Genomic DNA, 23317 nt, shown 5'->3' on the forward strand with positions numbered 1-23317 from the left:
CGCAAAAAGCTGCCTGAAACAAAATTCAACGTAGCCAAAATACCTTCACACACCATTCAAACCGTTTTCAGGCAGCCTGAAAATCATTTTAAGGAGCAAAATCATGTTATTAGGCGTGAACATCGACCACGTTGCCACCTTACGCAATGCACGCGGCACCACTTACCCCAGCCCCATTGAAGCAGCCCTGCTTGCCGAAACCCACGGCGCAGATTTGATTACCCTGCATTTGCGCGAAGACCGCCGCCACATCAAAGACGCAGACGTGTTCGCCATCAAAAACGCCATCAAAACACGCATGAATTTGGAAATGGCAATGACCGAAGAAATGCTCGCCAACGCCATTAAAGTGCTGCCCGCAGACGTGTGCCTTGTGCCAGAAAAACGCGAAGAAATCACCACCGAAGGCGGCTTGGACGTTTTAAATCAACAAGATAAAGTGGCGCATTATGTGGAAACCTTGCACCACGCAGGGGTGCGCGTGTCGCTGTTTATTGCTGCCGATGTGCAGCAAATTCAGGCAGCCTACGATGTGGGCGCGCGCGTGATTGAATTGCACACAGGCACTTATGCCGATGCCCCCATTCATCATCAAAATCAAGAATGGCAACGCATTCGCGCCGCCGCCGAATTTGCCCACAAACTCGGCATGACCGTCAATGCAGGACACGGCTTAACCATACAAAACGTTGCCCCCATTGCCCAAATTCCGCAAATTGTGGAGCTGAACATTGGGCATTCGCTGATTGCCCAAGCCGTGTTTTTGGGTCTGCCCGAAGCCATACGCCAAATGAAAGAAGCCATGTATCGGGCGCGCAGCTTGATGTGATTGATGATGTTTTCAGGCTGCCTGAAAATCACCCCAAAAACAAAAGGATACCACCATGATTTACGGAATCGGCAACGACATTTTGTCCATCAAACGCATAGAAGAATTGTACAAAAAATACGGCGAAGCCCTGCCACGCCGCATTTTAAGCCGCATTGAAATTTTGGAATTTGAACAATTTGCCCATCAACAAATCAACGCAGTGCGCTTTTTGGCAAAACGCTTTGCCGCCAAAGAAGCCCTGTCCAAAGCCGTAGGCACAGGCTTTCGTGAACCCGTGAGCTTGCACAACATCAGCATTGGACACAACGATTTGGGCAAACCCGAATTTTTGTTTGAAAGCGCATTGCAAAACTGGCTGGCTGAACATCGCATTGGCAAAATCCATTTGAGTTTGAGCGATGAACAAGATTATGTTGCCGCCATGGTGGTGGCACAAATTACTTGATTTTACGCCACTTTTGCCAATTCATCGCGCATGGCGGCAATCACGGCAGCATAGTCAGGCTGGCTGAAAATGGCTGAACCCGCCACAAAAGTGTCTGCCCCTGCTGCGGCGATTTGGGCGATGTTGTCCACTTTCACGCCGCCGTCCACTTCCAAGCGTATGTGCCTGCCGTTGTGTTGTGCGTATGCGTCCAACATGGCGCGAACTTGCTTGATTTTATTCAGGGTTTGTGGAATAAAACTTTGTCCACCAAAACCAGGGTTTACCGACATGAGCAAAACCATGTCCAATTTATCCAATACATTTTCAAGCACATAGGCTGGCGTGGCGGGATTCAACACCAAACCCGCCCGTTTGCCCGCCGCTTTGATGAGCGACAAGCTGCGGTCAATGTGGCGCGAGGCTTCGGGGTGAAACGTGATGATGTCGGCACCTGCACCAATAAAGGCTTGAATCAAATCATCAACGGGTTCAACCATCAAATGCACGTCCATGAGCGCATTGCCTGCATAGGGCTTGATGGCTTGACAAACCATTGAACCAAAAGTCAAATTGGGTACATAATGGTTGTCCATCACATCAAAATGAATGTAATCTGCGCCTGCCTGAACCACGCGGCTCACTTCCTCGCCCAAACGGGCAAAATCTGCCGACAAAATGCTGGGGGCAATGTGAAATGTGGGATTCATGATAAATAGTCCTTGTGTTTAGATGAAATTGGCTTAAAATAAAGGTGATTTTCGCCATTTTAACGCAAAAAATCACATAAAATTCAAATAATGGGATTTCAGGCAGCCTGAAATCTGGTGCAAAACATCTAACAATCGCGTATGATGTGGTGATTGTTTCTCAGAAAGTGTGTCCAATGAAACCTTTTTTCTTAAATTTTGAACAACCGATTGCCGAACTCAACCAAAAAATTGAAGAATTGCGCTTTGTGCAAGGCGATTCTGCGGTGGACATTTCCAAAGAAATCGCCCAATTACAGAAAAAAAGCGATGATTTGACCAAATCCATTTACAGCAAACTCACGCCAGCACAAATTTCGCAAGTGTCGCGCCACCCACAGCGTCCCTACACTTTGGATTACATCAGTGCATTGTGTACCGATTTTCAAGAATTGCACGGCGACCGCCATTTTGCCGATGACGATGCCATTGTGGGCGGCTTGGCGCGATTCAATGGGCAAAGCGTGGTGGTGATTGGGCATCAAAAAGGGCGCGATACCAGAGAAAAAATCCGCCGTAATTTTGGTATGCCGCGCCCCGAAGGTTATCGCAAAGCCCTGCGTTTGATGCACATGGCGGAAAAATTCAAGCTGCCCGTTCTCACTTTTGTGGATACCCCTGGTGCTTACCCTGGCATTGGCGCGGAAGAGCGCAATCAGTCGGAAGCCATCGGCAAAAATCTGTATGAATTGACCAAATTGCGCGTGCCTGTGATTTGCACGATTATTGGCGAAGGCGGTTCGGGTGGTGCTTTGGCAATCGCGGTGGGCGATTATGTGAACATGTTGCAATACGCCACCTATTCGGTGATTTCGCCCGAAGGCTGCGCGTCCATTTTGTGGAAAACCGCCGAAAAAGCCGCCGATGCCGCCGCCGCATTGGGCATTACCGCCGACCGTTTGCTCAAATTGAATTTGATTGACCGCATCATTGAAGAACCCGTTGGTGGCGCACACCGCGATTATCCCGAATTGATGAAGCGCGTCAAAATCGTGATTGAAGACCAGTTGCGCGAAGCACAAGATTTGTCCACCGATGAATTGCTCAATCGCCGCTTTGAGCGCATTATGGATTATGGGCAATTTTTGGATAAATGATTGAGATAAATGGTTTTCAGGCTGCCTGAAAACTTTGCCAAACTCGGTTCGTAGGGGTGGATTTCACATCTGCCCCATTTTCATAATGGGTTTGACAAAGGTTTCAGGCTGCCTGTTGTACATCAACAATATTTTGATTTTCATTGATTTTCATCAACCACGCTGCCCGATAAGCCATTAAATTCCCAAATGCTGCCGTCCAAATGCGTGCTTAAATAAAACTGTTTGCCTTTCGCCTCCAAAGTGGCGGTGTGCCAAAAACGTTTGTTTCGTGCAGGCAGCCAAATGAATGCCACATGATACGGCTCTTGCTCCACCGCATTGACTTGCTTGGCTTTTTCGCGCCAAACTTGGGCAATGTGCGGCACTTGGGCAAAATCCACTTCCGCCAACGGCACCAAATGGCGCGATAAATTTTTGATGTGCGCCACATCTTCCGCCTCGCCTTTTGTCCATTTGCCATGCTCAAAGGTGTAAAACACCAGCGTATTGGGCAAAGCGGGGTTTTCCAACGACACTTCTATGCGCGGTCGCGTGCCATTGAAAAAATCCACTTTATTGTATATCAACAATGTTTTGCCCTGAAATTCAGGCAACGATTGCAAATCGGTTTTGGCTTTTTGCAACAATTCGCCATTGTCCAACAAATTTTGGGCAAGCTGAACGGCAATTTGCGGTTCAGATGCCGCCACCCTTTCGGGCGCATTGTCGCGCAAAGGTTCAGATTGCGCGTTTTGCTGCCAACCCAACAATGCCGCCAGCAACCACGCCGCCAAATAAAAGCTGCCTGAAATCGCCATCATGAATGCTCCTGTAACAAATTGCGCTGATACACGGCTTGCGCCAAAGTGCCAGCGTCCACATACTCCAACTCGCTGCCAAGTGGCATACCTCGCGCCAAACGGCTCACTTTATACGGCTGCTGTTTGAGCAATTCCGACAAAATGTAGGCGGTGGCATCGCCCTCTGCCGTGAATGCGGTGGCGATGATGATTTCTTGAACGGGGCTGTCTGAAAGCCGCGCCACCAGTTTTTCCAAGGCAATTTGTGATAAATCCATGTTTTGCGTGGGATTCACATACCCCATCAACACAAAATACAAGCCATCATGACAGCGCGCCGCCTCCATTGCTGCCACATCGGCAGGCATATGCACAATCATCAAGCGCGTGGGGTCGCGTTGCACATTGGTGCAAATGCCACACAATGCGTCTTCACAAAAGGTATTGCACATTTGACAATGATTGACCTGTTTTAATGCCAATTCAATGGCTTGCACCAAATCTGCTGCCCCTTGACGATTGTGTTGCAGCAATGTGTGCGCCATGCGTTGTGCGGTTTTCACGCCCACATTGGGCAAAATTTGCAAATGTTTGATGAGATTGGCATAAGCATCGATTTTTTTGTTGGACATGGTTTCAGGCTGCCTTTTACTACCCTACAACTAAAATAGGGGTATATGGGGATTTGCGCTCTGTTGCCGCATGGGCGACTGTTGCCCACCGCAGGGTGTACTTTTTGAAAAAGCAAGCCAAACAAACCAAAAAACAAAGATTATTTTCATTTTATTCAATGATTTAATCTTTTCAGGCAGCCTGAAAATATTTTTGAAATGAAACTGTTCAGCTTGAATTCATTTGGCTTACTTTTTTAAAAAGTAAGTCGCCGAAGGCAAAAAATTTTTTGCGTGTTTTAAGTTTTGGGCAAAGTAACGCCCGTTTGCCCCATGTATTTGCCATTGCGGTCTTTGTAGGACGTTTCGCAAATTTCATCGCTTTCAAAAAACAAGACTTGCGCCACGCCTTCGCCTGCGTAAATTTTGGCTGGCAGGGGCGTGGTATTGGAAAATTCCAGCGTAACATAGCCTTCCCACTCGGGTTCAAATGGGGTAACGTTCACGATGATGCCGCAACGCGCATAAGTGGATTTGCCCAAACACACCGTCAAAACATTGCGCGGAATGCGAAAATATTCCACCGTTCGCGCCAAAGCAAAGGAATTGGGCGGAATAATGCAATAATCGCCTTCTACGCTGACAAAATTTTTGGGGTCAAAATTTTTCGGGTCAATGATGGTGCTGTTGATGTTGGTAAAAATTTTGAATTCGTGGGCGCAGCGAATGTCGTAGCCATAGCTTGATGTGCCATAGGAAATGATTTTTTCGCCATTTAAAGTTTTGATTTGATTGGGTTCAAATGGTTCTATCATGCCGTGCTGTTCAGCCATGCGGCGTATCCATTTGTCGGATTTGATGGTCATGTTTTTCCCTTAAATTGAAGATTTTTTGCTTTCGTTGGCTTGATTAAAAGCGGTTTCAGGCAGCCTGAAACATCATTTTTCCTGCCAACCGCCCAAATGCCCCACCAATTCCGCAATCATTTGCGACACATTTTCCGCCATCAAAATTTGCGATGCCATGGCAAGGCTGGCGGCATCATCGCCATATTGTTCGGCTTCTTCTTGCAAAACGTCCAAATATTGCATGCGCTTAAACGTGAAATTGTCAGCCAGCACAAACGCAATTTGTTCGCGCCACACCAAGCCCAGTTGCGTTACCGTTTTGCCTTTTTTGATGTGTTGAATCACTTCATCGGCAGCCAAATCTTGCTTGTTGATTTTAATCACAGGCGCAGCCTCGCCCGAACCTTTCAATTCGCAACTGTCGCCCAATTCAAAGCCGCCATCGCATTGCCCGCGCAACAGCCAATCGGTCATCAGGCTGCTGGGCGATTGTTGGGTGTGGGGCAAACGCACGTCCAAGCCACCCAAAGCCTCGCGCAATTTGGAAACCAAATTTTCCGACTTACGCGCATTAGCTTGATTAACCAGAAAAAAACCATACTCCATGGCACAAATCGCCTGCACATGGCTGTTGCGCGTGAAAGCGCGTGGCAGCAATTCGTCAATGATGTTTTCTTTCAAAACCAATTTTTCTTTGCGCCCCAAAGTGCGTCCTTCGTTTTCGGCAATTTCCGCCACGCGCTCTGCCAAAATATCGCGCACCACCGCCGCAGGCAGCACCTTTTCCGATTTTTTCAATGCCACCGACCATGTTTTGTCTGCCACAAAAACCAGCTCGGGCGAAAACGCATGGGGGGGCGCAAAGCCTTCGCTAAACCAATCCAAACCCGTTACGGGGACAAAAGGCAAATTGTTCAATTTTTCCGCCAGCTTATCCCATTCAGGCAGCTTTTGGGTGGCGATTGGGTAAAAAGTCATTTGTTTGAACCACATGGCGCAAAGTCTTTTCGTTGTGTACAAACGGTTGATTATAGCATTTTCAGGCAGCGCATTCGCAAAAAAAGGCTGAAACCTTTGCAAAACCCCCAAAAATCCTCTAAATTCTCTCTACCAAAGAATTGAGAGGATTTTTCCATGAGCAGCTTATATTTCGCCCATTACAGGGGCAAGCAATCATTCATTGATTGAACAGTATCTTAGGCGCACCCCATGAAGTGTAGCTTGCATTCTTTTTAAGCTTAATCAGCCCTTGTATAGCCAATTAAAAACAAAATCACTACAAATATCGGTCAAATAAAATTTCAATATCAGAAATCATGTATTTGCGCCGCGTATTTTTGGCATAAGCCCAGTATTGTTCAATAGGATTCAAATCAGGACTGTATGCAGGTAAATACAGCAGCTTATGCCCACTTTGTGCCACCAATTGACGAATCTCTTCACCGACATGAAAGCGAGCATTATCCATAATCAACACACTCTTTTTATTCAATTTTGGTATTAAATCTTCTTTTAACCATTGAATAAAAACCGCACGATTAATCGTATGATGAAACAAAGCAACTGTAAACAAACGCCCATTTAACAATGCACCTATTGCATTGGTTTGTTTACGTATTTGCCAATCGTAAGTCGCATAACAACGCCGCCCAATCGGGGCATAGCCTTTTGGACGATGAACGGTTTGTGCAAAACCACTTTCATCAATATAAACCATTTGATAGCCCATTTTTTTGTAAAAACGCAATTTTAAATGGTACTGATTTCGCTGCTCTGGTTCTTGTTTTGGGTGTTGGCTCGTCTTTTTTAACTGAAATTTTGAGCTGTTTGAGTGCGTAACAAATTGCACTTGCGGTAACACCCAAACGCTTGGCACGTTCGTATTGGAAGGCATCAGGGTAGTTTTCAACATCTTTTAATAATGCTTCATGATTAACTTTTAATGGTTTGAATTGACGTTTTTTTTCTTTCAATCCCATTTCGTTTCCATTGGTTAATGGTATGTGTACTGATGCCATAAAATGTGGATGCTTGACGTATCGTCATGCCGCTTGCAACGCTTTTTAGGATTTGTTTACGTAAGTCTTGGGAGTAAGCCATGATAAATTTAATATTGTAGTGATTTTAGTTTTAGTTAGCTATACAAGCTTATTTTTCTCAACCTGTTGTGTCAACAACGCGGTTTATTTCTACAGTTTTTAATGGGTATGAATGGGGCAAATTTGGGTAGATATTGTCATTTTTGTTGAAAACCCCAAAGCAGTTGCATTGCTTGGGGGTTTTGCAAAGGTTTCAGGCTACCTGAAAAATCATTCCGCCAACAATTTTTGCCAACGCGCAATTTGCAACTTCACTTGCTCGGGTGCAGTACCGCCAACGTGGTTACGCGCATTCAGGCTGCCTTCGGGCGTGAGAATGTCGTAAACATCGTTTTCAATCAAAGCACTGAACCCTTGCAATACGCTCAAAGGCAAATCCGCCAAATCACATTGTTGCGTTTCGGCATGGCGCACGGCTTGCGCCACAACTTCGTGGCTGTCGCGGAACGGCACACCTTTTTTCACAAGGTAATCCGCCAAATCGGTGGCGGTCGCAAAGCCTTGCAACACGGCTGCTCTCATGTTTTCGGGTTTCACGGTAATGCCGCGCATCATGTCGGCATAAATCCGCAGCGTGTCAATCACGGTGTCCACCGTGTCAAACAAAGGTTCTTTGTCTTCCTGATTGTCTTTGTTGTACGCCAAAGGTTGCGATTTCATCAACAAAATCAAGCCTGTTAAATGACCCACCACGCGCCCCGATTTGCCGCGCACTAACTCTGGTACATCAGGGTTTTTCTTTTGCGGCATGATGGACGACCCCGTACAAAAACGGTCGGCAATATCAATAAACGCAAAACGTGGCGACATCCAAATAATCAATTCTTCGCTCAAACGGCTCAAATGCACCATCAGCAAGCTGGCGGCGGCGGTAAATTCAATCGCAAAATCGCGGTCGGAAACCGCGTCCAGTGAATTTTGGCAAATTTGTTCAAAATCAAGCAGTTTTGCGGTGGTTTCGCGTTGGATTGGGAAAGTGGTGCCTGCCAACGCCGCCGCACCCAAAGGCATTCGGTTCACGCGCTTGCGGCAATCTGCCATGCGTTCATCATCGCGTCCCAGCATTTCCACATACGCCAGCAGATGATGAGCGAAACTCACAGGTTGTGCCACCTGCAAATGGGTAAAACCCGGCATAACCGTGTGCACATTGTTGCTTGCCAATTCCAGTAATGCTGACTGTAAATCTTTGATTAAAAAACGAATGGTGCTGATTTCATCGCGCAACCACAGGCGAATATCGGTTGCCACTTGGTCGTTGCGGCTGCGTCCTGTGTGCAAACGCTTGCCCGCGTCGCCGATTTTGTCGGTTAAGCGACGTTCAATATTCATGTGTACGTCTTCCAAATCCAGCGACCATTTCAGGCTGCCTGAATCCACTTCCGCCTGAATTTCCGCCATGCCGCGTTGAATATCCGCCAAATCTTGTGCCGACAACACGCCCGCTTCGTGCAACATTTGCGCGTGTGCCAGCGAGCCTTGAATGTCCCATTTTGCCAAGCGTTTGTCAAAATCAATCGAGCCTGTGTATTGTTTGACCAATTCCGACACGGGTTCGTTGAAACGCCCCGACCAAGTTTTATTACTCATTTGTTTTTCCTTTTAAAAATATTTTCAGGCAGCCTGAAAACAAGCTGCCTGAAAATGCCATTTCACATTACCACATATTTTTCAAGCCCAAAGTTTCGCGCACTTCGGTTTGAATGTGGTCAAGCAAATCCAAATGTTCCGCCAAGTTTTTGCCCAAAGACGGAATCATGGCTTGCAATCTCGCTTCCAAATCAGGGATTTTGTTGCCGAAACATTTTTGCAACACAACCAACATCGCCTGCACCGAAGTCGAGGCACCAGGGGACGCGCCCAACAAAGCCGCCACCGAACCATCAGCCGCGCTAATCACTTCCGTGCCAAATTGCAACACGCCACGTTCTTTGGGTGTGTCTTTGATGATTTGCACGCGCTGACCTGCTTCAATCAATTCCCAATCTTCCGATTTGGCATCGGGATAAAATTGGCGCAATTCGTTCATGCGTTGTTCTTTGCTCAATTTCACTTGCTCAATCAAATAGCGCGTCAAATCCAAGTTTTTCGCACCAGCCGCCAACACGGTGGTCAAATTGTGTGGACGCACCGAGCTGGGCAAATCCATCACCGAGCCATGTTTCAAAAATTTGGGCGAAAAACCCGCAAAAGGACCAAACAACAAAGTGCGCTGACCATTCACAAAGCGCGTATCCAAATGCGGTACCGACATGGGTGGTGCACCCAAAGCGGCTTTGCCATACACTTTGGCGAAATGGCGTTCTGCCACTTCGGGGTTTTTGCATTGCAAGAAAATGCCGCTTACGGGAAAACCGCCCACATGATGACTTTCGGGAATGCCTGTTTTTTGCAGCAAATGCAGGCTGCCACCACCTGCGCCAATGAACACAAATTTGGCGTGATGGGTGCGTGTTTTGCCTGTGTTTTTGTCTAAAATGGTGATTGCCCAGCCACCATCTGTCATTCTGATGAATGATTTAACGGTTTGATTTAAATGTGTTTTAACGCCTAAATTATCCAAATGGGCAAACAATTTGCGCGTTAATGCGCCAAAATTCACATCGGTGCCTGTGGGAACATGGGTGGCAGCAATGGGCGTGGTTTCATCGCGGTTTTCCATCATCAAAGGAAACCATTGTTTCAACACTTCGCGGTCTTCGCTGTATGTCATGTTTTTGAACAGGGGGTGTTGCACCATGGCTTCGTAGCGTTTTTTCAAAAATGCCACGTCTTTTTCGCCTTGCACAAAGCTCATGTGGGGCAGTTGTTGAATGAATTCTTCTGGCTTATCAATCAAACCTTTGCTGACCAAATAAGACCAAAATTGCACCGATAATTTGAATTTTTCGTTGATGTCAATGGCGCGTTGAATGTTGATGCTGCCATCGGCTTGTTCGGCGGTGTAGTTCAGTTCGCACAAAGCGGCATGTCCTGTGCCTGCATTGTTGAGTTCGTGCGAGCTTTCTTTGGCAACGGTGTCCAGTTGTTCAAAAACGGCAATCGTGGTTTCGGGGGCGACTTCTTTCAACAAAGTGCCGAGTGTCGCGCTCATAATTCCCGCGCCAATTAAAACAACATCGGTTTTCATGGTTTCTGTTGCTGGTGCGTTCATGGGTGTTCCTTTGTGCGAATTGATTGGGCTTATTTGAATGGACGTGTCGCAACACACATTTTGACACGAACTTAACGATTATAACCGAAACTGTAAAAAAGTGTTAGTTTATGCCAAATGAATGGGTTTCAGGCTGCCTGAAAACCCATTTGTGTTATTCATCGGCATTGGGGTTGCGCGACAAAATCGTGCGTTTGCCCGAGCGGTCGGCTGCCGACAAAATGCCTTCGGCTTCCATTTGTTCAATCAAAATGGCGGCTTTGTTGTAGCCTATGCCCAAATGACGTTGCAAGGCGGAAATGCTGGTTTTTTGGGTGCGCAACACGGTTTCTACGGCTTGGTCAAACAATTCGCCTTTGTCGCTGTTGTAGCTGCCTGCTGGGGCGAAATCATCGCTTTCGGGGCTTAAAATGGCGTCAATGTAATCAGGTTCGCCAAATTGTTTTAAATATTCAACCACTTGATGGACTTCGCTGTCGGCAACAAATGCGCCGTGTACGCGCTGTGGATAGCCTGTTCCCGGTGGCAAGAACAGCATATCGCCTTGACCGAGCAGGTTTTCTGCGCCCATTTGGTCTAAAATGGTGCGGCTGTCTATTTTGCTGGACACTTGAAAGGCAATGCGCGTGGGAATATTGGCTTTAATCAAGCCTGTAATCACGTCCACGCTGGGGCGTTGGGTTGCCAAAATCAGGTGTATGCCTGCGGCACGCGCTTTTTGGGCAAGACGGGCGATGTGTTGTTCCACTTGTTTGCCTGCAATCATCATTAAATCGGCAAATTCGTCCACCACCACCACGATAAAGGGCAGTTTTTCCAAAGGCTCGGGTTCTTCGGGTGTGAGGCTGAATGGGTTGGCGTATTTTTCGCCACGCATTTGCGCGTCCACGATTTTCATGTTGTAACCCGTGAGATTGCGTACGCCCAAATGCGACATCAAACGGTAGCGTTTTTCCATTTCGTTCACACACCAATTCAAGGCATTGGCGGCGTATTTCATGTCGGTAATCACGGGCGCGAGCAAATGCGGAATGCCTTCATAAACCGACAGTTCCAACATTTTCGGGTCTATCATAATCAGGCGAACGTCATCGGGCGTGGCTTTGAACAGCAGCGACAATATCATGCTGTTTACGCCCACCGATTTGCCTGAACCTGTGGTGCCTGCCACGAGCAAATGGGGGGCTTTTGCCAAGTCGGTAACCACTGGGCTGCCTGTGATGTCTTGCCCCAAAGCCAAAGTGAGTTTGGAGCGGCTTTCGGCAAATTCGGGCGAATTGAAAATTTCGCTGATGCGTATGATTTGGCGGCGTGGATTGGGCAATTCGATGCCCATGCAATTTTTATCGGGTATGGTTTCCACCACGCGAATGGACGTTTTGCCCAATAGTCGCGCCAAGTCTTTTTCCAAATTCAAAACGGCATTGCCGCGCACGCCTGTGTCTGGCTCAATTTCGTAGCGTGTGATGACAGGTCCTGAAACCGCGTCCACCACTTTGACTTTCACTTTAAATTCAGCCAGCTTTTCTTCAATCAAAATGCCGTTTTCCAGCAGTTGTTCGGCGGATTGTACGGCTTCGTGATTGAATTGGGGGGGCAGCAGCAACTGGGTGCTGGGCAGGGGGTAGGACGTGCTGATGGGGTAGGCGGCTGGGTCTTGATTGCCCCATTCTTCGTCTGGGTCGTTGTGGTCGTGATTCAGGCTGCCTGAAAAGGCTTGTGGCAGATGATAACTTTGAAAATCGCCATAATTTTCCATGATTTGTGGCGCGGCAAAGTGCATATCTGGCACGAAAGCTGGCTCGGCAACCGCCACAGGGTGCGCCAAACTTAATTGTTGGCGTTGTTTGGCAAAGCGCATGAGCATGTCTTCGGTAGGCGGCACGCGATACAAATCATCATCGTGCTTTTTTGTGGGGGCTGCCTGAACGGTAATCAGCGATGCCTCGTTTAAAGGTGCGCTGCGTTTGGTTTTGGTACGGCGATTGATGGGCGAATCGGTGCGCGCCAAATTTGCCATCACTTCATTTTCGGGAATGACGTGCAAAATGGTGCTGTGAATGGGGGCTTCGGCAATGGTTTGATGATGACGTGCGCGGCGTTGGCGCATCAGGCTATCGCGAATGTCGTCCATGCCGATGGTTTCCGCATCGCTGGGGGCTTTGTATTTGTTGGACAACAAATCATCGCGTTGCAAAGTGCGTTCGCGTACCGATGAAAAGGTTGCCAACAATTCTGCTTGCGGTTGGGGTTTGATGGGTTCGGGCAGGGCGGCAATGCTGTCTTCCACATTTTGCCAATCGCGCAAGGCGGTTTCCAGCGTGATGATTTCCAAATTGGGTGCTGGACGTTTGGCTTTGGGAATGGACAAGCGGCTTGATGTGTTCAATTTGACCGTTTCCAGTTGCGGACGCAAAGGGTGGCGCAAATTGCGTACCGTTTCTTCAAAGGTAATCACATCGCGGCGCGGTGGTTCAACCAATTCAAAAGTGATGGCGCGTGTGGGTTGGGCTGCCTGAACGGGTGGTTCGGGTTCGGGCGGCGTTTCGGTGGGGGTGGGTGGGTTGTCATCGGATTCCGATGGCATATCGTGCGCCACTTCTTGAAAATGATGGGGCGCGTCCCATGCTTGCTCATCTTCATCGTTTTCATCGTTGAGGTGGGCGGCTTGGGGCGAAATGGGGTCTGTTGAGTCGGAAATGGTTTGTTTGGGTTGAAAATTTTGGGGTTGTTCGGGGTTGGTTTTTTCTTCTTTGTGGGATTCTAATGCGGTGTAGGGTTGCGCTTCGCTGCGATTGGAGCGTTGGCGTTCAGGCTGCCTGAAACCCATCACGCTTTGCGGTTGCGGCAAAATGTGGGCATAGATTGCGTTTTCATCGTGTGCTGCGGTGTGATTGCTGGGTGTGGAGTCAAAGTCGTTTTCTTCATTTTCATTTTCTTCATCTTCGTTTTCATTGGGCGCAATTTCAGACGCGGCTTGATTGGGGTCAAGCAGCGCAGTATCTTGATATTGTTCTACTTCTTTTTGCCAAGCGCGTTCTTGTTTGTTGTAATAATACAGCATGACCGCTAACACGGCGGCTGGCACGAGTATAAAAAGAAAAATCCACATGACGAAACGGCAATCAAAATAATCAAAAAAATAGCCAGTATTTTACCTTGTTTTGCGCTGAAACAGAATGCCAATGCACAATTTTATTGCGCGAAAACGGCAAAAATCATTTTCAATAAAACAATTCAGGCTGCCTGAAAAAGTTTCGTGAATTTGGCTTGTTTTCCATGTAAAAAATAGTAAAATGCGGCTTTTCTTTGTTTTGCGATGGTGGGCGAGGCGCACAGCCACACGCTCATTTTCACAAAACAGCAAACTCAACAGAGAGAACAATAAAATGGCGTTAATCGTTCAAAAATATGGCGGTACATCGGTAGGCTCTGCCGAGCGCATTAAAAATGTCGCCAAGCGCGTGAAAAAAGCGCGTGATGAAGGTCATGATGTGGTGGTGGTGGTGTCGGCAATGAGCGGCGAAACCAACCGCTTGGTGGCTTTGGCGCACGAAATGCAAGAGCTGCCCGACCCACGCGAATTGGACGTGGTGTTGGCAACAGGCGAGCAAGTAACCATCGGCTTGCTGGCAATGGCTTTGAAAAACATTGGTGTGGACGCAAAAAGCTACACAGGCTGGCAAGTTGCCGTGAAAACCGACACCGCCCATACCAAAGCCCGCATTGAAGAAATTGATGACGAAAAAATGCGCGCCGATTTACAGGCAGGCAAAGTGGTGATTGTGGCAGGATTCCAAGGCATCAGCAGCAATGGCGACATTTCCACTTTGGGACGCGGCGGTTCAGATACTTCGGCGGTGGCATTGGCGGCTGCCTTAAAAGCAGACGAATGCCAAATCTACACCGATGTAGATGGCGTTTACACCACCGACCCGCGCGTTGTGCCAGAAGCCAAACGCATGGACACCATCACATTTGAAGAAATGCTGGAATTGGCAAGTTTGGGCAGCAAAGTTTTGCAAATTCGTTCGGTTGAATTTGCGGGCAAATACAAAGTTCGTTTGCGCGTTTTGAGCAGCTTGGAAGACGGCGGCAACGGCACATTAATCACATTTGAGGAAGACCAAAACATGGAAAGAGCCATTGTATCAGGCATTGCCTTTGACAAAAATCAAGCGCGCATCAATGTGCGCGGTGTACCCGACAAACCTGGTATTGCCTACCAAATCTTGGGCGCGGTGGCAGACGCAAACATTGAAGTGGACATGATTATTCAAAACGTGGGCAATGAAGGCACCACCGATTTTTCTTTTACCGTGCCACGCGGTGATTACAAACCCACTTTGGCATTGCTCTCTGATTTGAAAGACACGATTGGCGCAACCGAAGTGAGCGGCGATGACGCAGTATGCAAAGTTTCCATTGTGGGCTTGGGTATGCGTTCGCACGTTGGTGTGGCATCCAAAATGTTCCGCGCTTTGGCGGCAGAAAGCATCAACATTCAAATGATTTCCACGTCTGAAATCAAAGTTTCTGTTTTGATTGATGAAAAATACATGGAATTGGCAACCCGCGTGTTGCACAAAGAATTTGGTTTAGACCAATGATGTTTCAGGCAGCCTGAATGGTATTTTCAGGCTGCCTGAACCGTTTTTGAAAATAGAAAAATACGGTTTTTCAAGGAGATTTTCGCCATGAATCCAATGTACATCACTTTTGGGATTTATTTGGTGGCGGTGTTGGCAATCGGTTTTATTGCCTACCGTTCCACGCGCAGTTTTGACGATTACATTTTGGGCGGACGCAGCTTGGGCGCATTTGTAACCGCCTTATCGGCAGGGGCTTCGGATATGTCGGGCTGGCTGCTGATGGGTTTACCAGGGGCAATTTATGTGTCGGGTTTGAGCGAATCGTGGATTGCCATTGGCTTGACCATTGGCGCGTGGCTCAACTGGCTGTTGGTGTCGGGGCGTTTGCGCATACACACCGAGTTCAACAACAATGCGCTGACGTTGCCCGATTATTTTTATCATCGTTTTGGCGCACAAGGTCATGCGATGAAAGTGATTTCAGCCAGCATCATTTTGTTTTTCTTTACGATTTATTGCGCTTCGGGCGTGGTGGCAGGGGCGCGTTTGTTTGAAAGCCTGTTTGATTTGACTTACACCCAAGCCATGTGGTTGGGCGCAGGCGCAACCATTGCCTACACCTTTATTGGCGGCTTTTTGGCGGTGAGCTGGACGGATACCATTCAAGCCAGCCTGATGATTTTCGCGCTGATTTTAACGCCAATTATGGTGTATTTGGGTTTGGGCGGTGCAGATGAAATGAGCGCAGCCATTCAGGCAGCCGCACAAAGCACAGGCAAAGAATACGCCAGCTTGTTTGCAGGCACCACTTTCATCGGCATCATTTCTACCGCAGCGTGGGGTTTGGGCTATTTTGGACAACCACACATTTTGGCGCGTTTTATGGCAGCAGACAGCGTGAAATCACTCAAAAACGCCCGCCGCATTGGTATGACGTGGATGATTTTGTGTTTGGCAGGTGCTTGTGCGGTGGGTTATTTTGGCATTGCCTATTTCGGTCAGCACCCCGACCAAGTGGCAACCATGCAAGACAATCCCGAACGCATTTTCATCGCCTTAACCACCATTTTGTTTAACCCTTGGATTGCAGGCGTGATTTTATCGGCGATTTTGGCGGCGGTGATGTCCACTTTGTCTTGTCAATTATTGGTGTGTTCCAGCGCGATTACCGAAGATTTCTACAAAGGTTTCTTGCGCCCCAAAGCAGCACAAAAAGAATTGGTGTGGGTGGGTCGTGCGATGGTGTTGCTGATTGCCGTGATTGCGATTGTGATTGCCTCCGACCCCAAAAGCCAAGTATTGGGTTTGGTTTCCTATGCTTGGGCAGGATTTGGCGCGGCATTTGGTCCTGTGGTGATTTTGTCGGTGTTTTGGAAACGCATGACGGGCTTGGGCGCATTGGCTGGCATGGTTGCGGGTGCGGTAACGGTGGTGGCGTGGAAACCACTTACAGGCAGCACTTTGTATGAAATCATTCCTGGCTTTATTGCATGCTGGGTGGCGATTGTGGTGGTGTCATTGTTTGGCAAAACCGCCAGCGCAGAAGTGCAAAAACGTTTTGATGATGCCGATGAAGCCTACAAAAAAGCGGCTTAATTGAAACCAAATTCAGGCAGCCTGAAACCGATTTTCAGGCTGCCTAAAATGTTTTTTAACGTAAACTCGGGATAGGTAACTGTCAATGTGCCAATAAATCAGCCCTCTCTCCCTTTGGGAAAGCGTTGGAGAGAGGGTTTGTTGAGTAGGCACACCCTCTCCCCAGCCCTCTCCCACAGGGAGAGGGGGCAAAGTGACTTAAATTTATCAATCATTTGTATCCTGAACTCGCGTTTTTAAAAAAAACGCAAACCATTTAAAAGTAGCGACAAGCAAAAACCCTACGCGCTGTGCAAAAAGCGCATTGCCGCTTCCATGTCGCCGTCCAAAAACAGGGGTAAGCCTTGCAACGATTTGCGAATGCTGTCGTCAATTTGTTGGCGTTGTTCGGGGCTGGGCTTGTTCAGCACATAGCCAACCACCAAGTTGCGGTCGCCAGGGTGGTCTATGCCCAAGCGCAAGCGGTAAAAATTGGGTGTACCCAGTTTGGCTTGAATGTCTTTTAAGCCGTTGTGTCCACCGTTGCCGCCGCCCAATTTCAGGCGAATTTTGCCGCAGGGAATATCCAATTCATCATGCACCACCAAAATTTCATTGGGTTGAATTTTGTAAAATTGCGCCAATGCCGACACGGCTTGACCCGATAAATTCATGTAAGTGTGCGGTTTCAACAGCCAAATGTCGCTGCCTGAATGACTGGCACGCGCCACTTCGCCGTGGAATTTTTTTTCTTCGCGCAAATTCACTTTCCATTGCCACGCTAATTCATCTATCAGCCAAAAGCCTGCGTTGTGGCGTGTGTGTTCGTATTCTGTGCCTATATTGCCCAGTCCGACTATCATTTTAATTTTAATCGTCATTTTGATTTTCCTGTTGTTTTTGAACGCGCTTGCGCCGTGCTTCTTTGGGGTCGGCGAGCAGGGGGCGATACAATTCCACGCGGTCGTTGTGGCGCAGGGGGGTGTCATCGCGCACCATTTTGCCGAAAATGCCCACAGGCGCAGACAAATCCGCTTGCGGATAATCGCGCAACACATCGCTTTGCAGCACGGCTTGACGCGCGGTGGTGCCTTGTGCCACTTCATAACGGTAAATGTGTTGGCGTTGGGCTAATCCATACGCCACTTCAATTTGGATTTTATTTGCCATAGCGTTTGTCTGCTTCTTTTACAAATGCGTCCACCAATTTGCTGCTGATGGTGCTGAAAACGGGGCTGATTAAACGGCTCAATAAGCCCAATAATTCGTATTGTAATTCAAATTCCACTTTACAAGCGTCATCGCCAATGGGGGTGAATTTCCATGTGCCGTGCAGGCTTTTAAAGGGACCTTCCAGCAGATTCATGTGGATTTCGCGTCCTGCCACATTGTGATTGTGGGTGGCAAACGATTGATTGACCCCCATGTAATCCATGTGCAAACGGGCTTTTAATTCGGTGTCGGTGCGTTGCAGCACTTCGGTTTTGCCATACCAAGGCAAAAACTGGGCATAATCTTCTACTTTATCAACTAATTCAAACATTTGTTCGGCACTGTGTAGCACCAATACTGATTTTTTAATGGTGGTGGCAGACATGATTTGGGGAAAAAATGCGTTCAAATGGGTGCGATTATACCTGAAAACGCGCAACTGTTTTCAGGCTGCGTTTTGCGTTAAAATGGCTTTTTGATTCTTAAACCGCAACCATGTTTCACACGCCTTTAACGGCTTTGCCGCCGCTTTCGCTCTATGTTCACATTCCGTGGTGCATTCAAAAATGCCCTTATTGTGATTTTAATTCCCACAAAATCAAAACCACTTTGGACGAAAATGCCTACATCAATGCGCTGCTCACGGATTTGCAAACCGAATTGCCGCATTTTTGGGGGCGGCCGATTGACACGATTTTCATTGGCGGTGGCACGCCCAGCGTGTTTCAGGCTGCTGCGATTGATAAATTGTTGAGCGGCATTCGCGCTTTGGTGAAACTCAATCCGAATGCGGAAATCACACTGGAAGCCAATCCCAGCACTTTTGAACGGGATAAATTTCAAGGTTTTAAAGACGCGGGTGTGAATCGCCTTTCTATTGGTGTGCAAAGTTTTGACAATCAGCACCTGAAAATTTTGGGGCGCATACACAATGCCGATGAAGCCAAATCTGCCATCGCCACCGCCAGCCAAATTTTTGAACGGGTAAACATTGATTTGATGTACGCTTTGCCGCACCAAACGGTTCAGGCTGCCTTAAATGATGTGCAGACCGCCATTGATTTTGGCGTGTCGCACATCAGCGCGTATCAATTAACGCTTGAACCGAACACCCCTTTTGGGCATACCCCTCCGCAAGGCTTGCCCGAAGACGAATCCGCCCAAGACATTGAAGATGCGATTCACGGCACGTTGCAATCATCGGGTTTTGTACAGTATGAAACCAGCGCGTTTGCCCAACACGCCAGCCAAAGGGCGCGGCACAATGTGAATTATTGGCAGTTTGGCGATTACATTGGCATTGGGGCTGGGGCGCATGGCAAATTGTCGCACCACGACCGCATTGAACGCACCACGCGCAAACGCCACCCCAGCGATTATTTGACCGCCATGCAAGGCAATCCGCATGATGCGATTGAACGCAAAATCGTGCCAACATCGGATTTGCCATTTGAATTCATGATGAATGCGCTGCGTTTGGTGGACGGTGTACCCAGCCATTATTTTGCCGAACGCACGGGCGTGAGCATGGCGAAAATCGCCCCGCAAATCGCTTTGGCGCAACAAAAGGGTTTGTTGGACGGCAACCCCATGTTTTTGCGCCCCACTGATTTGGGCAGGCGTTTTTTGAATGATTTGATTGGGATTTTTTTGTAGCAGACGGCGACTTACTTTTTCAAAAAGTCAGCCAAAAAAGCATTTCAGGCAGCCTGAACAACACATTCAGGCTGCCTGAAACGTTTTTTTACCCATTAAAATGGAATGTCATCATCAATGTCGTCCACAGGCGCAACGGGGGCAACGGGTGCTTTGCGTTGTTGCGGCGCGGCAGGCGGTGGGCTGTCTGGACGCGCATATTCGTCATTGTAGTCGTTTTGGCTGGTGTTGTTGCCATACGATTTGGGGCTGTTGTCCCAAGCGCGGTCTTCGCCACCCATGTCGTTTTTGCCGCCGAGCATTTTCATTTCATTGGCAACGATGTCGTAGGCGGTGCGCTCCACGCCCATTTTGTCGGTGTATTTGCGCGATTGAATGCGACCTTCAATGTAAGTCAGGCTGCCTTTTTTCAAATACTGCCCTGCAATTTCCGCCAAACGACCATACATGCTGATATTGTGCCATTCGGTGCGTTCCACTTTGTTGCCGCTTTTTTTGTCGTTCCAGCTTTCCGATGTGGCAAGGCTGAAATTGCACACCGCCTCGCCGCTTGGCATATAGCGCGTTTCGGGGTCGCGTCCCAAGCGTCCAATCAAAATCACTTTGTTCATAGATGACATAAACTACACTCCTGTTAAAATTTGTTTGACCTGTTCTTCATCAAATCCAATTTGTAATGCTTTGATAAATATTGTATTTTTATCTTCGCTAAACGAAACCGATTCCACGCCAGCCACGTTTTTCAGGCTGCCTGAAAGCTCGTCCAAGCGCGAATGCCACGCTTGGGGCAGGGCGAACATGATGTTTTTCACGGGTTGGGGTGCAGGTGCGGTCAGCGCAACCAACAGCCACACCGCCACAATCACACAACAAAATCCAAACACCCCCACAAAACCAAAATGGGCATACATTCGGCTGCCCAACATACCGCCCATAAACACGCCTATGGATTGCAAAGTGTTGTACACCCCCATTGCCGTGCCTTTCAAATCAACAGGCGCGATTTTGGACACCAAAGAAGGCATACTCGCCTCCAAGATATTGAATCCAATAAAATAAACAATCAGCACCGCAGCAATCAACCAAATGGCATGCAGGCTGAAAATCAACGCAAATTGCGCCAACAGCACCAAAGCAATGCCCAGCACAAACACCTGTTTCAATTTATTGCGCGTTTCGCCAATCACAATGGCAGGTATCATCAAAATCAAGCCAATTACGGTGGCAGGCAAATACACTTGCCAATGTTCGGTTTTGTCCAAACCCAGTTGGCGCAAGGCAAAAGGCAGCGCGGTAAAAATCGCCATCAAACCCGTTTGCAAAACAAAAATACCAAAATTTAAACGCAATAATTGGGTGTTTTTCAGCACTTCGCCAATGCGACTGGTTTGGGCTTGGGCATCTTGGTGCAGACGCGATTTTTCGGGATTGGGCGTGTAAAACGCGACCAAGGCGATGCTTGCCGCGCTCAATGCCCCCATTATCACAAACAAACCGTCCACGCCCACCCAGCGCGTTAAAATGGGCGACAACACCAAACCCACCGAAAAGGTTAAGCCTATGCTCAATCCTATCATGGACATGGCGCGTGTGCGAACTTCTTCGCGCGTTAAATCGGCAACCAAGGCGGTAACGGCTGCGCTAACCGCTCCTGCGCCCTGTATGGCGCGGGCAATGACCAAAGTTTCCACCTGCGTGGCACTTGCCGCCAAAAAGCTCCCCCCTGCAAACACCGCCATGCCCAAGTAAATGACTTTTTTGCGCCCAATTTTGTCCGACAAAATCCCCAATGGCAGTTGCAACAGGGCTTGGGTTAAGCCATACATCGCCATAGACAAACCCACCATTTTAAGCTGTTCGCTTTCAGGCAGGTGCGCCGCCAAACCGTGCGCGTGCAAAGCCAACACGGGCAGTACCAAAAACATACCCAGCATACGCAAAGCATACACCCCTGCCAATGATGTGCTGGCGCGCCATTCGTGGGGCAACATGGCAATTTTTGCTTTTCGTGCCATAAATTTGATTTCCTTGATATTTTTTGGGAATGTGCGTTCAGGCTGCCTGAAATGTTTTTTTGAGCCACAAACCATTCAGCGTTCATGTATTTGGCTTACTTTTTTAATAAAGTAAATTGCCGAAGGCAAAACCGTTTTTTGTCGTGAACCGTAAGGCTACCTGAAAAATAGCGCGAATTATAACAGCAAAATTGCACTATAATCGCGATTTTACTCACAACAGGAAAAACATCATGCAAAACCATTCATCTGCTTTGCAAACGGCTTTGGCGCACCGTTCCATTCGCAAATTTACCGAGCAAGCCATTGACCGCGAAACCTTATCGCAACTGATTTATGCAGGACAAATGGCATCAACATCAAGCTACATGCAAAACGTGAGCGTGATTCGCGTGAGCGACCCTGCCAAACGCGCCCAAATTCGCGCCATTTGCACCCAAGCCACAGGCGGCAAAGGTCATGCTTATGTGGAACATTGTGCCGAATTTTTGGTGTTTTGCATTGACGGTTCGCGCCACAAACATTTTGCACCCCACGCACAGTTGGACTGGACAGAAGTGCTGTTGGTGGGCGCGGTAGATGTGGGCATTTTCGCGCAAAATGTGATGTTGGCGGCAGAGTCCATCGGTTTGGGTGGCGTGTACATTGGCAGCATTCGCAACAACATGGCGCAGGCAGCCGAAATTTTGCAAACACCTGATTATGTTGTGCCTTTGGTGGGCATGTGTTTGGGTTATCCCGACCAAGACCCTGCACAGCGTCCGCGTTTGCCTTTGGACAATGTGTTGTTTGAAAACGAATATGGCGCACCCAATGAAACGGCATTGAGCGAATACAATCAAGTGGTTAAGCAATATTACCAAGAACGCAGCAATTTGGATTTGTCGTGGCAGCAGCAAATTGAAAACAATTTGTGTACCGAAGTGCGCCCCGAAATGTTGGCGTTTTTGCAAAGCAAAGGGTTTGCGAAACGCTAAAATGCCAAACGGTTTTTGTTTTAAATTGGGGTTTCAGGCAACTTTTTTGTGGCTTTTTCATCACCCTACAAAAACGTGAACTTGGGATAAGTAACTGTAAATGTGCCAATAAACCAGCCCTCTCCCACAAAGAGAGGGGGGAATTACTTAAATTTATCAATTACTTTTATCCCAAACTCGCGTTATTTTTCAATGAATTAACCCTAAATTGAAAAAGGGGCGGATATGAAATCCGCCCCTACGCATTTTGTGGGTTAGCGACCAAATTGCCCTTTATTTTTGCCTTTGCCTTTGTGGGCTTGTTGCATTTTCATGCTTTCTTGCATGGCGGCTTGTTTGGTGATTTTTTCGCTCAAACGGCGTTCGGCTTCTGCCACCGAGCAATTCATGGCGCGTGTGGCGATAAACAGCGCGTCTTTGCGGGCTTGTCCGCCGCTAAAATACATTCGGCGCAAATCGGCTGGGTTGATTTTGCCGTTTTTCAAATCAATATTGAATTTGGCTGCGCTGTCCAGCAATTTTTTTTGTTTGAAATACATGAATCCCGTTGCACCGCCCACAATCGCCGCCACCAGCAATACGCCAATTACCACAGCCCACAGCCACGATGCACCCAATAAATAGGCAATCACGGTAAAAACGGCTGCCATTGCCAGCCAAATTAAGATTAAACGTTGTTTGTCCATGTTTGTGT

The 23317-nt window shown here is 48.0% G+C and carries 23 protein-coding genes and 1 pseudogene; 7 read left to right on the forward strand and 17 right to left on the reverse strand.

The genetic code is table 11. From position 1 onward, the window contains the following. The first annotated feature begins 103 nt into the window (after positions 1-103). Both pdxJ and acpS read left to right on the forward strand, forming a co-directional pair. On the forward strand, positions 104-829 hold the full coding sequence (gene pdxJ / locus H3L97_RS07965; protein ID WP_097114748.1) for a pyridoxine 5'-phosphate synthase: 726 nt from the start codon (positions 104-106) through the stop codon (positions 827-829). 55 nt (positions 830-884) lie between these two features. Continuing rightward, positions 885-1277: a holo-ACP synthase gene (gene acpS / locus H3L97_RS07970; RefSeq protein ID WP_097114747.1), complete on the forward strand. Its 393-nt coding sequence runs from the start codon at positions 885-887 to the stop codon at positions 1275-1277. 2 nt (positions 1278-1279) lie between these two features. On the opposite strand, the gene rpe is transcribed toward acpS, so the two are convergent. Continuing rightward, on the reverse strand, positions 1280-1966 hold the full coding sequence (gene rpe / locus H3L97_RS07975) for a ribulose-phosphate 3-epimerase (RefSeq protein ID WP_097114746.1): 687 nt from the start codon (positions 1964-1966) through the stop codon (positions 1280-1282). A gap of 176 nt (positions 1967-2142) precedes the next feature. On the opposite strand from rpe, the gene H3L97_RS07980 reads away from it, so the two are divergent. Beyond that, the gene (locus H3L97_RS07980; RefSeq protein ID WP_097114745.1) at positions 2143-3102 is read left to right on the forward strand and encodes an acetyl-CoA carboxylase carboxyltransferase subunit alpha; all 960 of its coding nucleotides are present in this window, start codon (positions 2143-2145) and stop codon (positions 3100-3102) included. 140 nt (positions 3103-3242) lie between these two features. On the opposite strand, the gene H3L97_RS07985 is transcribed toward H3L97_RS07980, so the two are convergent. The 9 genes and pseudogenes from H3L97_RS07985 to H3L97_RS08020 form a co-directional block, all read right to left on the reverse strand. Beyond that, positions 3243-3905, reverse strand: a complete 663-nt coding sequence (locus H3L97_RS07985) for a hypothetical protein (protein WP_097114744.1) — start codon at positions 3903-3905, stop codon at positions 3243-3245. Next, positions 3902-4516 carry a recombination mediator RecR gene (gene recR, locus H3L97_RS07990; protein WP_097114743.1) on the reverse strand — a complete coding sequence of 205 codons (615 nt, stop codon included), beginning with the start codon at positions 4514-4516 and terminating at the stop codon, positions 3902-3904. The genes H3L97_RS07985 and recR overlap by 4 nt, the downstream gene beginning before the upstream one ends. 278 nt (positions 4517-4794) lie before the next feature. Further along, complete coding sequence (dcd, locus tag H3L97_RS07995) at positions 4795-5361, reverse strand: dCTP deaminase (RefSeq protein ID WP_097114742.1); 567 nt, start codon at positions 5359-5361, stop codon at positions 4795-4797. Between the two features lie 72 nt (positions 5362-5433). Further along, positions 5434-6336, reverse strand: a complete 903-nt coding sequence (locus H3L97_RS08000) for a recombination-associated protein RdgC (RefSeq protein WP_097114741.1) — start codon at positions 6334-6336, stop codon at positions 5434-5436. A 283-nt stretch (positions 6337-6619) separates the two neighbouring features. After that, on the reverse strand, positions 6620-7255 hold the full coding sequence (locus H3L97_RS08005) for an IS630 family transposase (protein ID WP_342354093.1): 636 nt from the start codon (positions 7253-7255) through the stop codon (positions 6620-6622). Further along, positions 7182-7443: pseudogene (locus H3L97_RS11820) on the reverse strand (IS630 transposase-related protein); the annotation flags it as partial. The pseudogene H3L97_RS11820 and the gene H3L97_RS08005, both read right to left, overlap by 74 nt. 209 nt (positions 7444-7652) lie before the next feature. After that, a complete protein-coding gene (gene argH, locus H3L97_RS08010; protein WP_097115093.1) occupies positions 7653-9032 on the reverse strand; it encodes an argininosuccinate lyase in 1380 nt (459 codons plus the stop codon). A gap of 67 nt (positions 9033-9099) precedes the next feature. Further along, complete coding sequence (gene mqo / locus H3L97_RS08015; RefSeq protein WP_097115092.1) at positions 9100-10596, reverse strand: malate dehydrogenase (quinone); 1497 nt, start codon at positions 10594-10596, stop codon at positions 9100-9102. A 154-nt stretch (positions 10597-10750) separates the two neighbouring features. Further along, complete coding sequence (locus tag H3L97_RS08020) at positions 10751-13708, reverse strand: DNA translocase FtsK (protein ID WP_097115091.1); 2958 nt, start codon at positions 13706-13708, stop codon at positions 10751-10753. 277 nt (positions 13709-13985) lie between these two features. Here H3L97_RS08020 and H3L97_RS08025 point away from each other — a divergent pair, with 277 nt between their 5' ends. Both H3L97_RS08025 and putP read left to right on the forward strand, forming a co-directional pair. After that, complete coding sequence (locus H3L97_RS08025) at positions 13986-15206, forward strand: aspartate kinase (RefSeq protein WP_097115089.1); 1221 nt, start codon at positions 13986-13988, stop codon at positions 15204-15206. Positions 15207-15293: 87 nt separating this feature from the next. After that, the gene (gene putP / locus H3L97_RS08030; RefSeq protein ID WP_097115088.1) at positions 15294-16784 is read left to right on the forward strand and encodes a sodium/proline symporter PutP; all 1491 of its coding nucleotides are present in this window, start codon (positions 15294-15296) and stop codon (positions 16782-16784) included. Here putP and H3L97_RS11825 read toward each other — a convergent pair. From H3L97_RS11825 to H3L97_RS08045, 4 genes are all read right to left on the reverse strand, one after another. Then, positions 16781-16870 (reverse strand): acetolactate decarboxylase, encoded by a 90-nt coding sequence (locus tag H3L97_RS11825; RefSeq protein ID WP_220457429.1) that lies wholly within the window; start codon positions 16868-16870, stop codon positions 16781-16783. The genes putP and H3L97_RS11825 overlap by 4 nt on opposite strands. Positions 16871-17065: 195 nt before the next feature. After that, positions 17066-17644, reverse strand: a complete 579-nt coding sequence (gene pth / locus H3L97_RS08035) for an aminoacyl-tRNA hydrolase (protein ID WP_097115087.1) — start codon at positions 17642-17644, stop codon at positions 17066-17068. Next, positions 17634-17933 (reverse strand): RnfH family protein, encoded by a 300-nt coding sequence (locus tag H3L97_RS08040; protein WP_097115086.1) that lies wholly within the window; start codon positions 17931-17933, stop codon positions 17634-17636. Before H3L97_RS08040 ends, pth begins: the two co-directional genes overlap by 11 nt. After that, entirely contained in the window at positions 17923-18360 is a 438-nt protein-coding gene (locus H3L97_RS08045) for a type II toxin-antitoxin system RatA family toxin (protein WP_097115097.1), read from the reverse strand. Before H3L97_RS08045 ends, H3L97_RS08040 begins: the two co-directional genes overlap by 11 nt. Positions 18361-18470: 110 nt before the next feature. On the opposite strand from H3L97_RS08045, the gene hemW reads away from it, so the two are divergent. After that, the gene (gene hemW, locus H3L97_RS08050) at positions 18471-19631 is read left to right on the forward strand and encodes a radical SAM family heme chaperone HemW (RefSeq protein ID WP_097115085.1); all 1161 of its coding nucleotides are present in this window, start codon (positions 18471-18473) and stop codon (positions 19629-19631) included. 95 nt (positions 19632-19726) lie between these two features. Here the strand turns inward: hemW and H3L97_RS08055 are convergent, their stop codons facing one another. Together H3L97_RS08055 and H3L97_RS08060 are read right to left on the reverse strand one after the other, a co-directional pair. After that, positions 19727-20251, reverse strand: coding sequence for a single-stranded DNA-binding protein (locus tag H3L97_RS08055; protein ID WP_097115084.1), 525 nt, complete (start codon positions 20249-20251; stop codon positions 19727-19729). Positions 20252-20254: 3 nt separating this feature from the next. After that, entirely contained in the window at positions 20255-21646 is a 1392-nt protein-coding gene (locus H3L97_RS08060; RefSeq protein ID WP_097115083.1) for an MFS transporter, read from the reverse strand. A 233-nt stretch (positions 21647-21879) separates the two neighbouring features. On the opposite strand from H3L97_RS08060, the gene nfsA reads away from it, so the two are divergent. Further along, positions 21880-22623, forward strand: coding sequence for an oxygen-insensitive NADPH nitroreductase (gene nfsA / locus H3L97_RS08065; RefSeq protein ID WP_179655897.1), 744 nt, complete (start codon positions 21880-21882; stop codon positions 22621-22623). Positions 22624-22877: 254 nt separating this feature from the next. On the opposite strand, the gene H3L97_RS08070 is transcribed toward nfsA, so the two are convergent. Further along, positions 22878-23309 carry an NfeD family protein gene (locus tag H3L97_RS08070; RefSeq protein ID WP_097115082.1) on the reverse strand — a complete coding sequence of 144 codons (432 nt, stop codon included), beginning with the start codon at positions 23307-23309 and terminating at the stop codon, positions 22878-22880. Positions 23310-23317 lie beyond the last annotated feature (8 nt).

This window comes from Alysiella filiformis, assembly GCF_014054525.1.
GTDB lineage: Bacteria > Pseudomonadota > Gammaproteobacteria > Burkholderiales > Neisseriaceae > Simonsiella > Simonsiella filiformis.

What these genes read in the sequence shown, in the direction of transcription:
- nfsA (WP_179655897.1), top strand. Translation starts at nt 21,880, where the DNA reads ATGCAAAACCATTCATCTGCTTTGCAAACGGCTTTGGCGCACCGTTCC.
- H3L97_RS08060 (WP_097115083.1), bottom strand. Translation starts at nt 21,646, where the DNA reads ATGGCACGAAAAGCAAAAATTGCCATGTTGCCCCACGAATGGCGCGCC.
- H3L97_RS08070 (WP_097115082.1), bottom strand. Translation starts at nt 23,309, where the DNA reads ATGGACAAACAACGTTTAATCTTAATTTGGCTGGCAATGGCAGCCGTT.
- H3L97_RS08045 (WP_097115097.1), bottom strand. Translation starts at nt 18,360, where the DNA reads ATGTCTGCCACCACCATTAAAAAATCAGTATTGGTGCTACACAGTGCC.
- H3L97_RS08020 (WP_097115091.1), bottom strand. Translation starts at nt 13,708, where the DNA reads ATGTGGATTTTTCTTTTTATACTCGTGCCAGCCGCCGTGTTAGCGGTC.
- recR (WP_097114743.1), bottom strand. Translation starts at nt 4,516, where the DNA reads ATGTCCAACAAAAAAATCGATGCTTATGCCAATCTCATCAAACATTTG.
- mqo (WP_097115092.1), bottom strand. Translation starts at nt 10,596, where the DNA reads ATGAACGCACCAGCAACAGAAACCATGAAAACCGATGTTGTTTTAATT.
- H3L97_RS07985 (WP_097114744.1), bottom strand. Translation starts at nt 3,905, where the DNA reads ATGATGGCGATTTCAGGCAGCTTTTATTTGGCGGCGTGGTTGCTGGCG.
- H3L97_RS08040 (WP_097115086.1), bottom strand. Translation starts at nt 17,933, where the DNA reads ATGGCAAATAAAATCCAAATTGAAGTGGCGTATGGATTAGCCCAACGC.
- putP (WP_097115088.1), top strand. Translation starts at nt 15,294, where the DNA reads ATGAATCCAATGTACATCACTTTTGGGATTTATTTGGTGGCGGTGTTG.
- dcd (WP_097114742.1), bottom strand. Translation starts at nt 5,361, where the DNA reads ATGACCATCAAATCCGACAAATGGATACGCCGCATGGCTGAACAGCAC.
- pdxJ (WP_097114748.1), top strand. Translation starts at nt 104, where the DNA reads ATGTTATTAGGCGTGAACATCGACCACGTTGCCACCTTACGCAATGCA.
- H3L97_RS08055 (WP_097115084.1), bottom strand. Translation starts at nt 20,251, where the DNA reads ATGTCATCTATGAACAAAGTGATTTTGATTGGACGCTTGGGACGCGAC.
- hemW (WP_097115085.1), top strand. Translation starts at nt 18,471, where the DNA reads ATGTTTCACACGCCTTTAACGGCTTTGCCGCCGCTTTCGCTCTATGTT.
- H3L97_RS08005 (WP_342354093.1), bottom strand. Translation starts at nt 7,255, where the DNA reads ATGTTGAAAACTACCCTGATGCCTTCCAATACGAACGTGCCAAGCGTT.
- argH (WP_097115093.1), bottom strand. Translation starts at nt 9,032, where the DNA reads ATGAGTAATAAAACTTGGTCGGGGCGTTTCAACGAACCCGTGTCGGAA.
- H3L97_RS08000 (WP_097114741.1), bottom strand. Translation starts at nt 6,336, where the DNA reads ATGTGGTTCAAACAAATGACTTTTTACCCAATCGCCACCCAAAAGCTG.
- H3L97_RS08025 (WP_097115089.1), top strand. Translation starts at nt 13,986, where the DNA reads ATGGCGTTAATCGTTCAAAAATATGGCGGTACATCGGTAGGCTCTGCC.
- rpe (WP_097114746.1), bottom strand. Translation starts at nt 1,966, where the DNA reads ATGAATCCCACATTTCACATTGCCCCCAGCATTTTGTCGGCAGATTTT.
- H3L97_RS07980 (WP_097114745.1), top strand. Translation starts at nt 2,143, where the DNA reads ATGAAACCTTTTTTCTTAAATTTTGAACAACCGATTGCCGAACTCAAC.
- pth (WP_097115087.1), bottom strand. Translation starts at nt 17,644, where the DNA reads ATGACGATTAAAATTAAAATGATAGTCGGACTGGGCAATATAGGCACA.
- acpS (WP_097114747.1), top strand. Translation starts at nt 885, where the DNA reads ATGATTTACGGAATCGGCAACGACATTTTGTCCATCAAACGCATAGAA.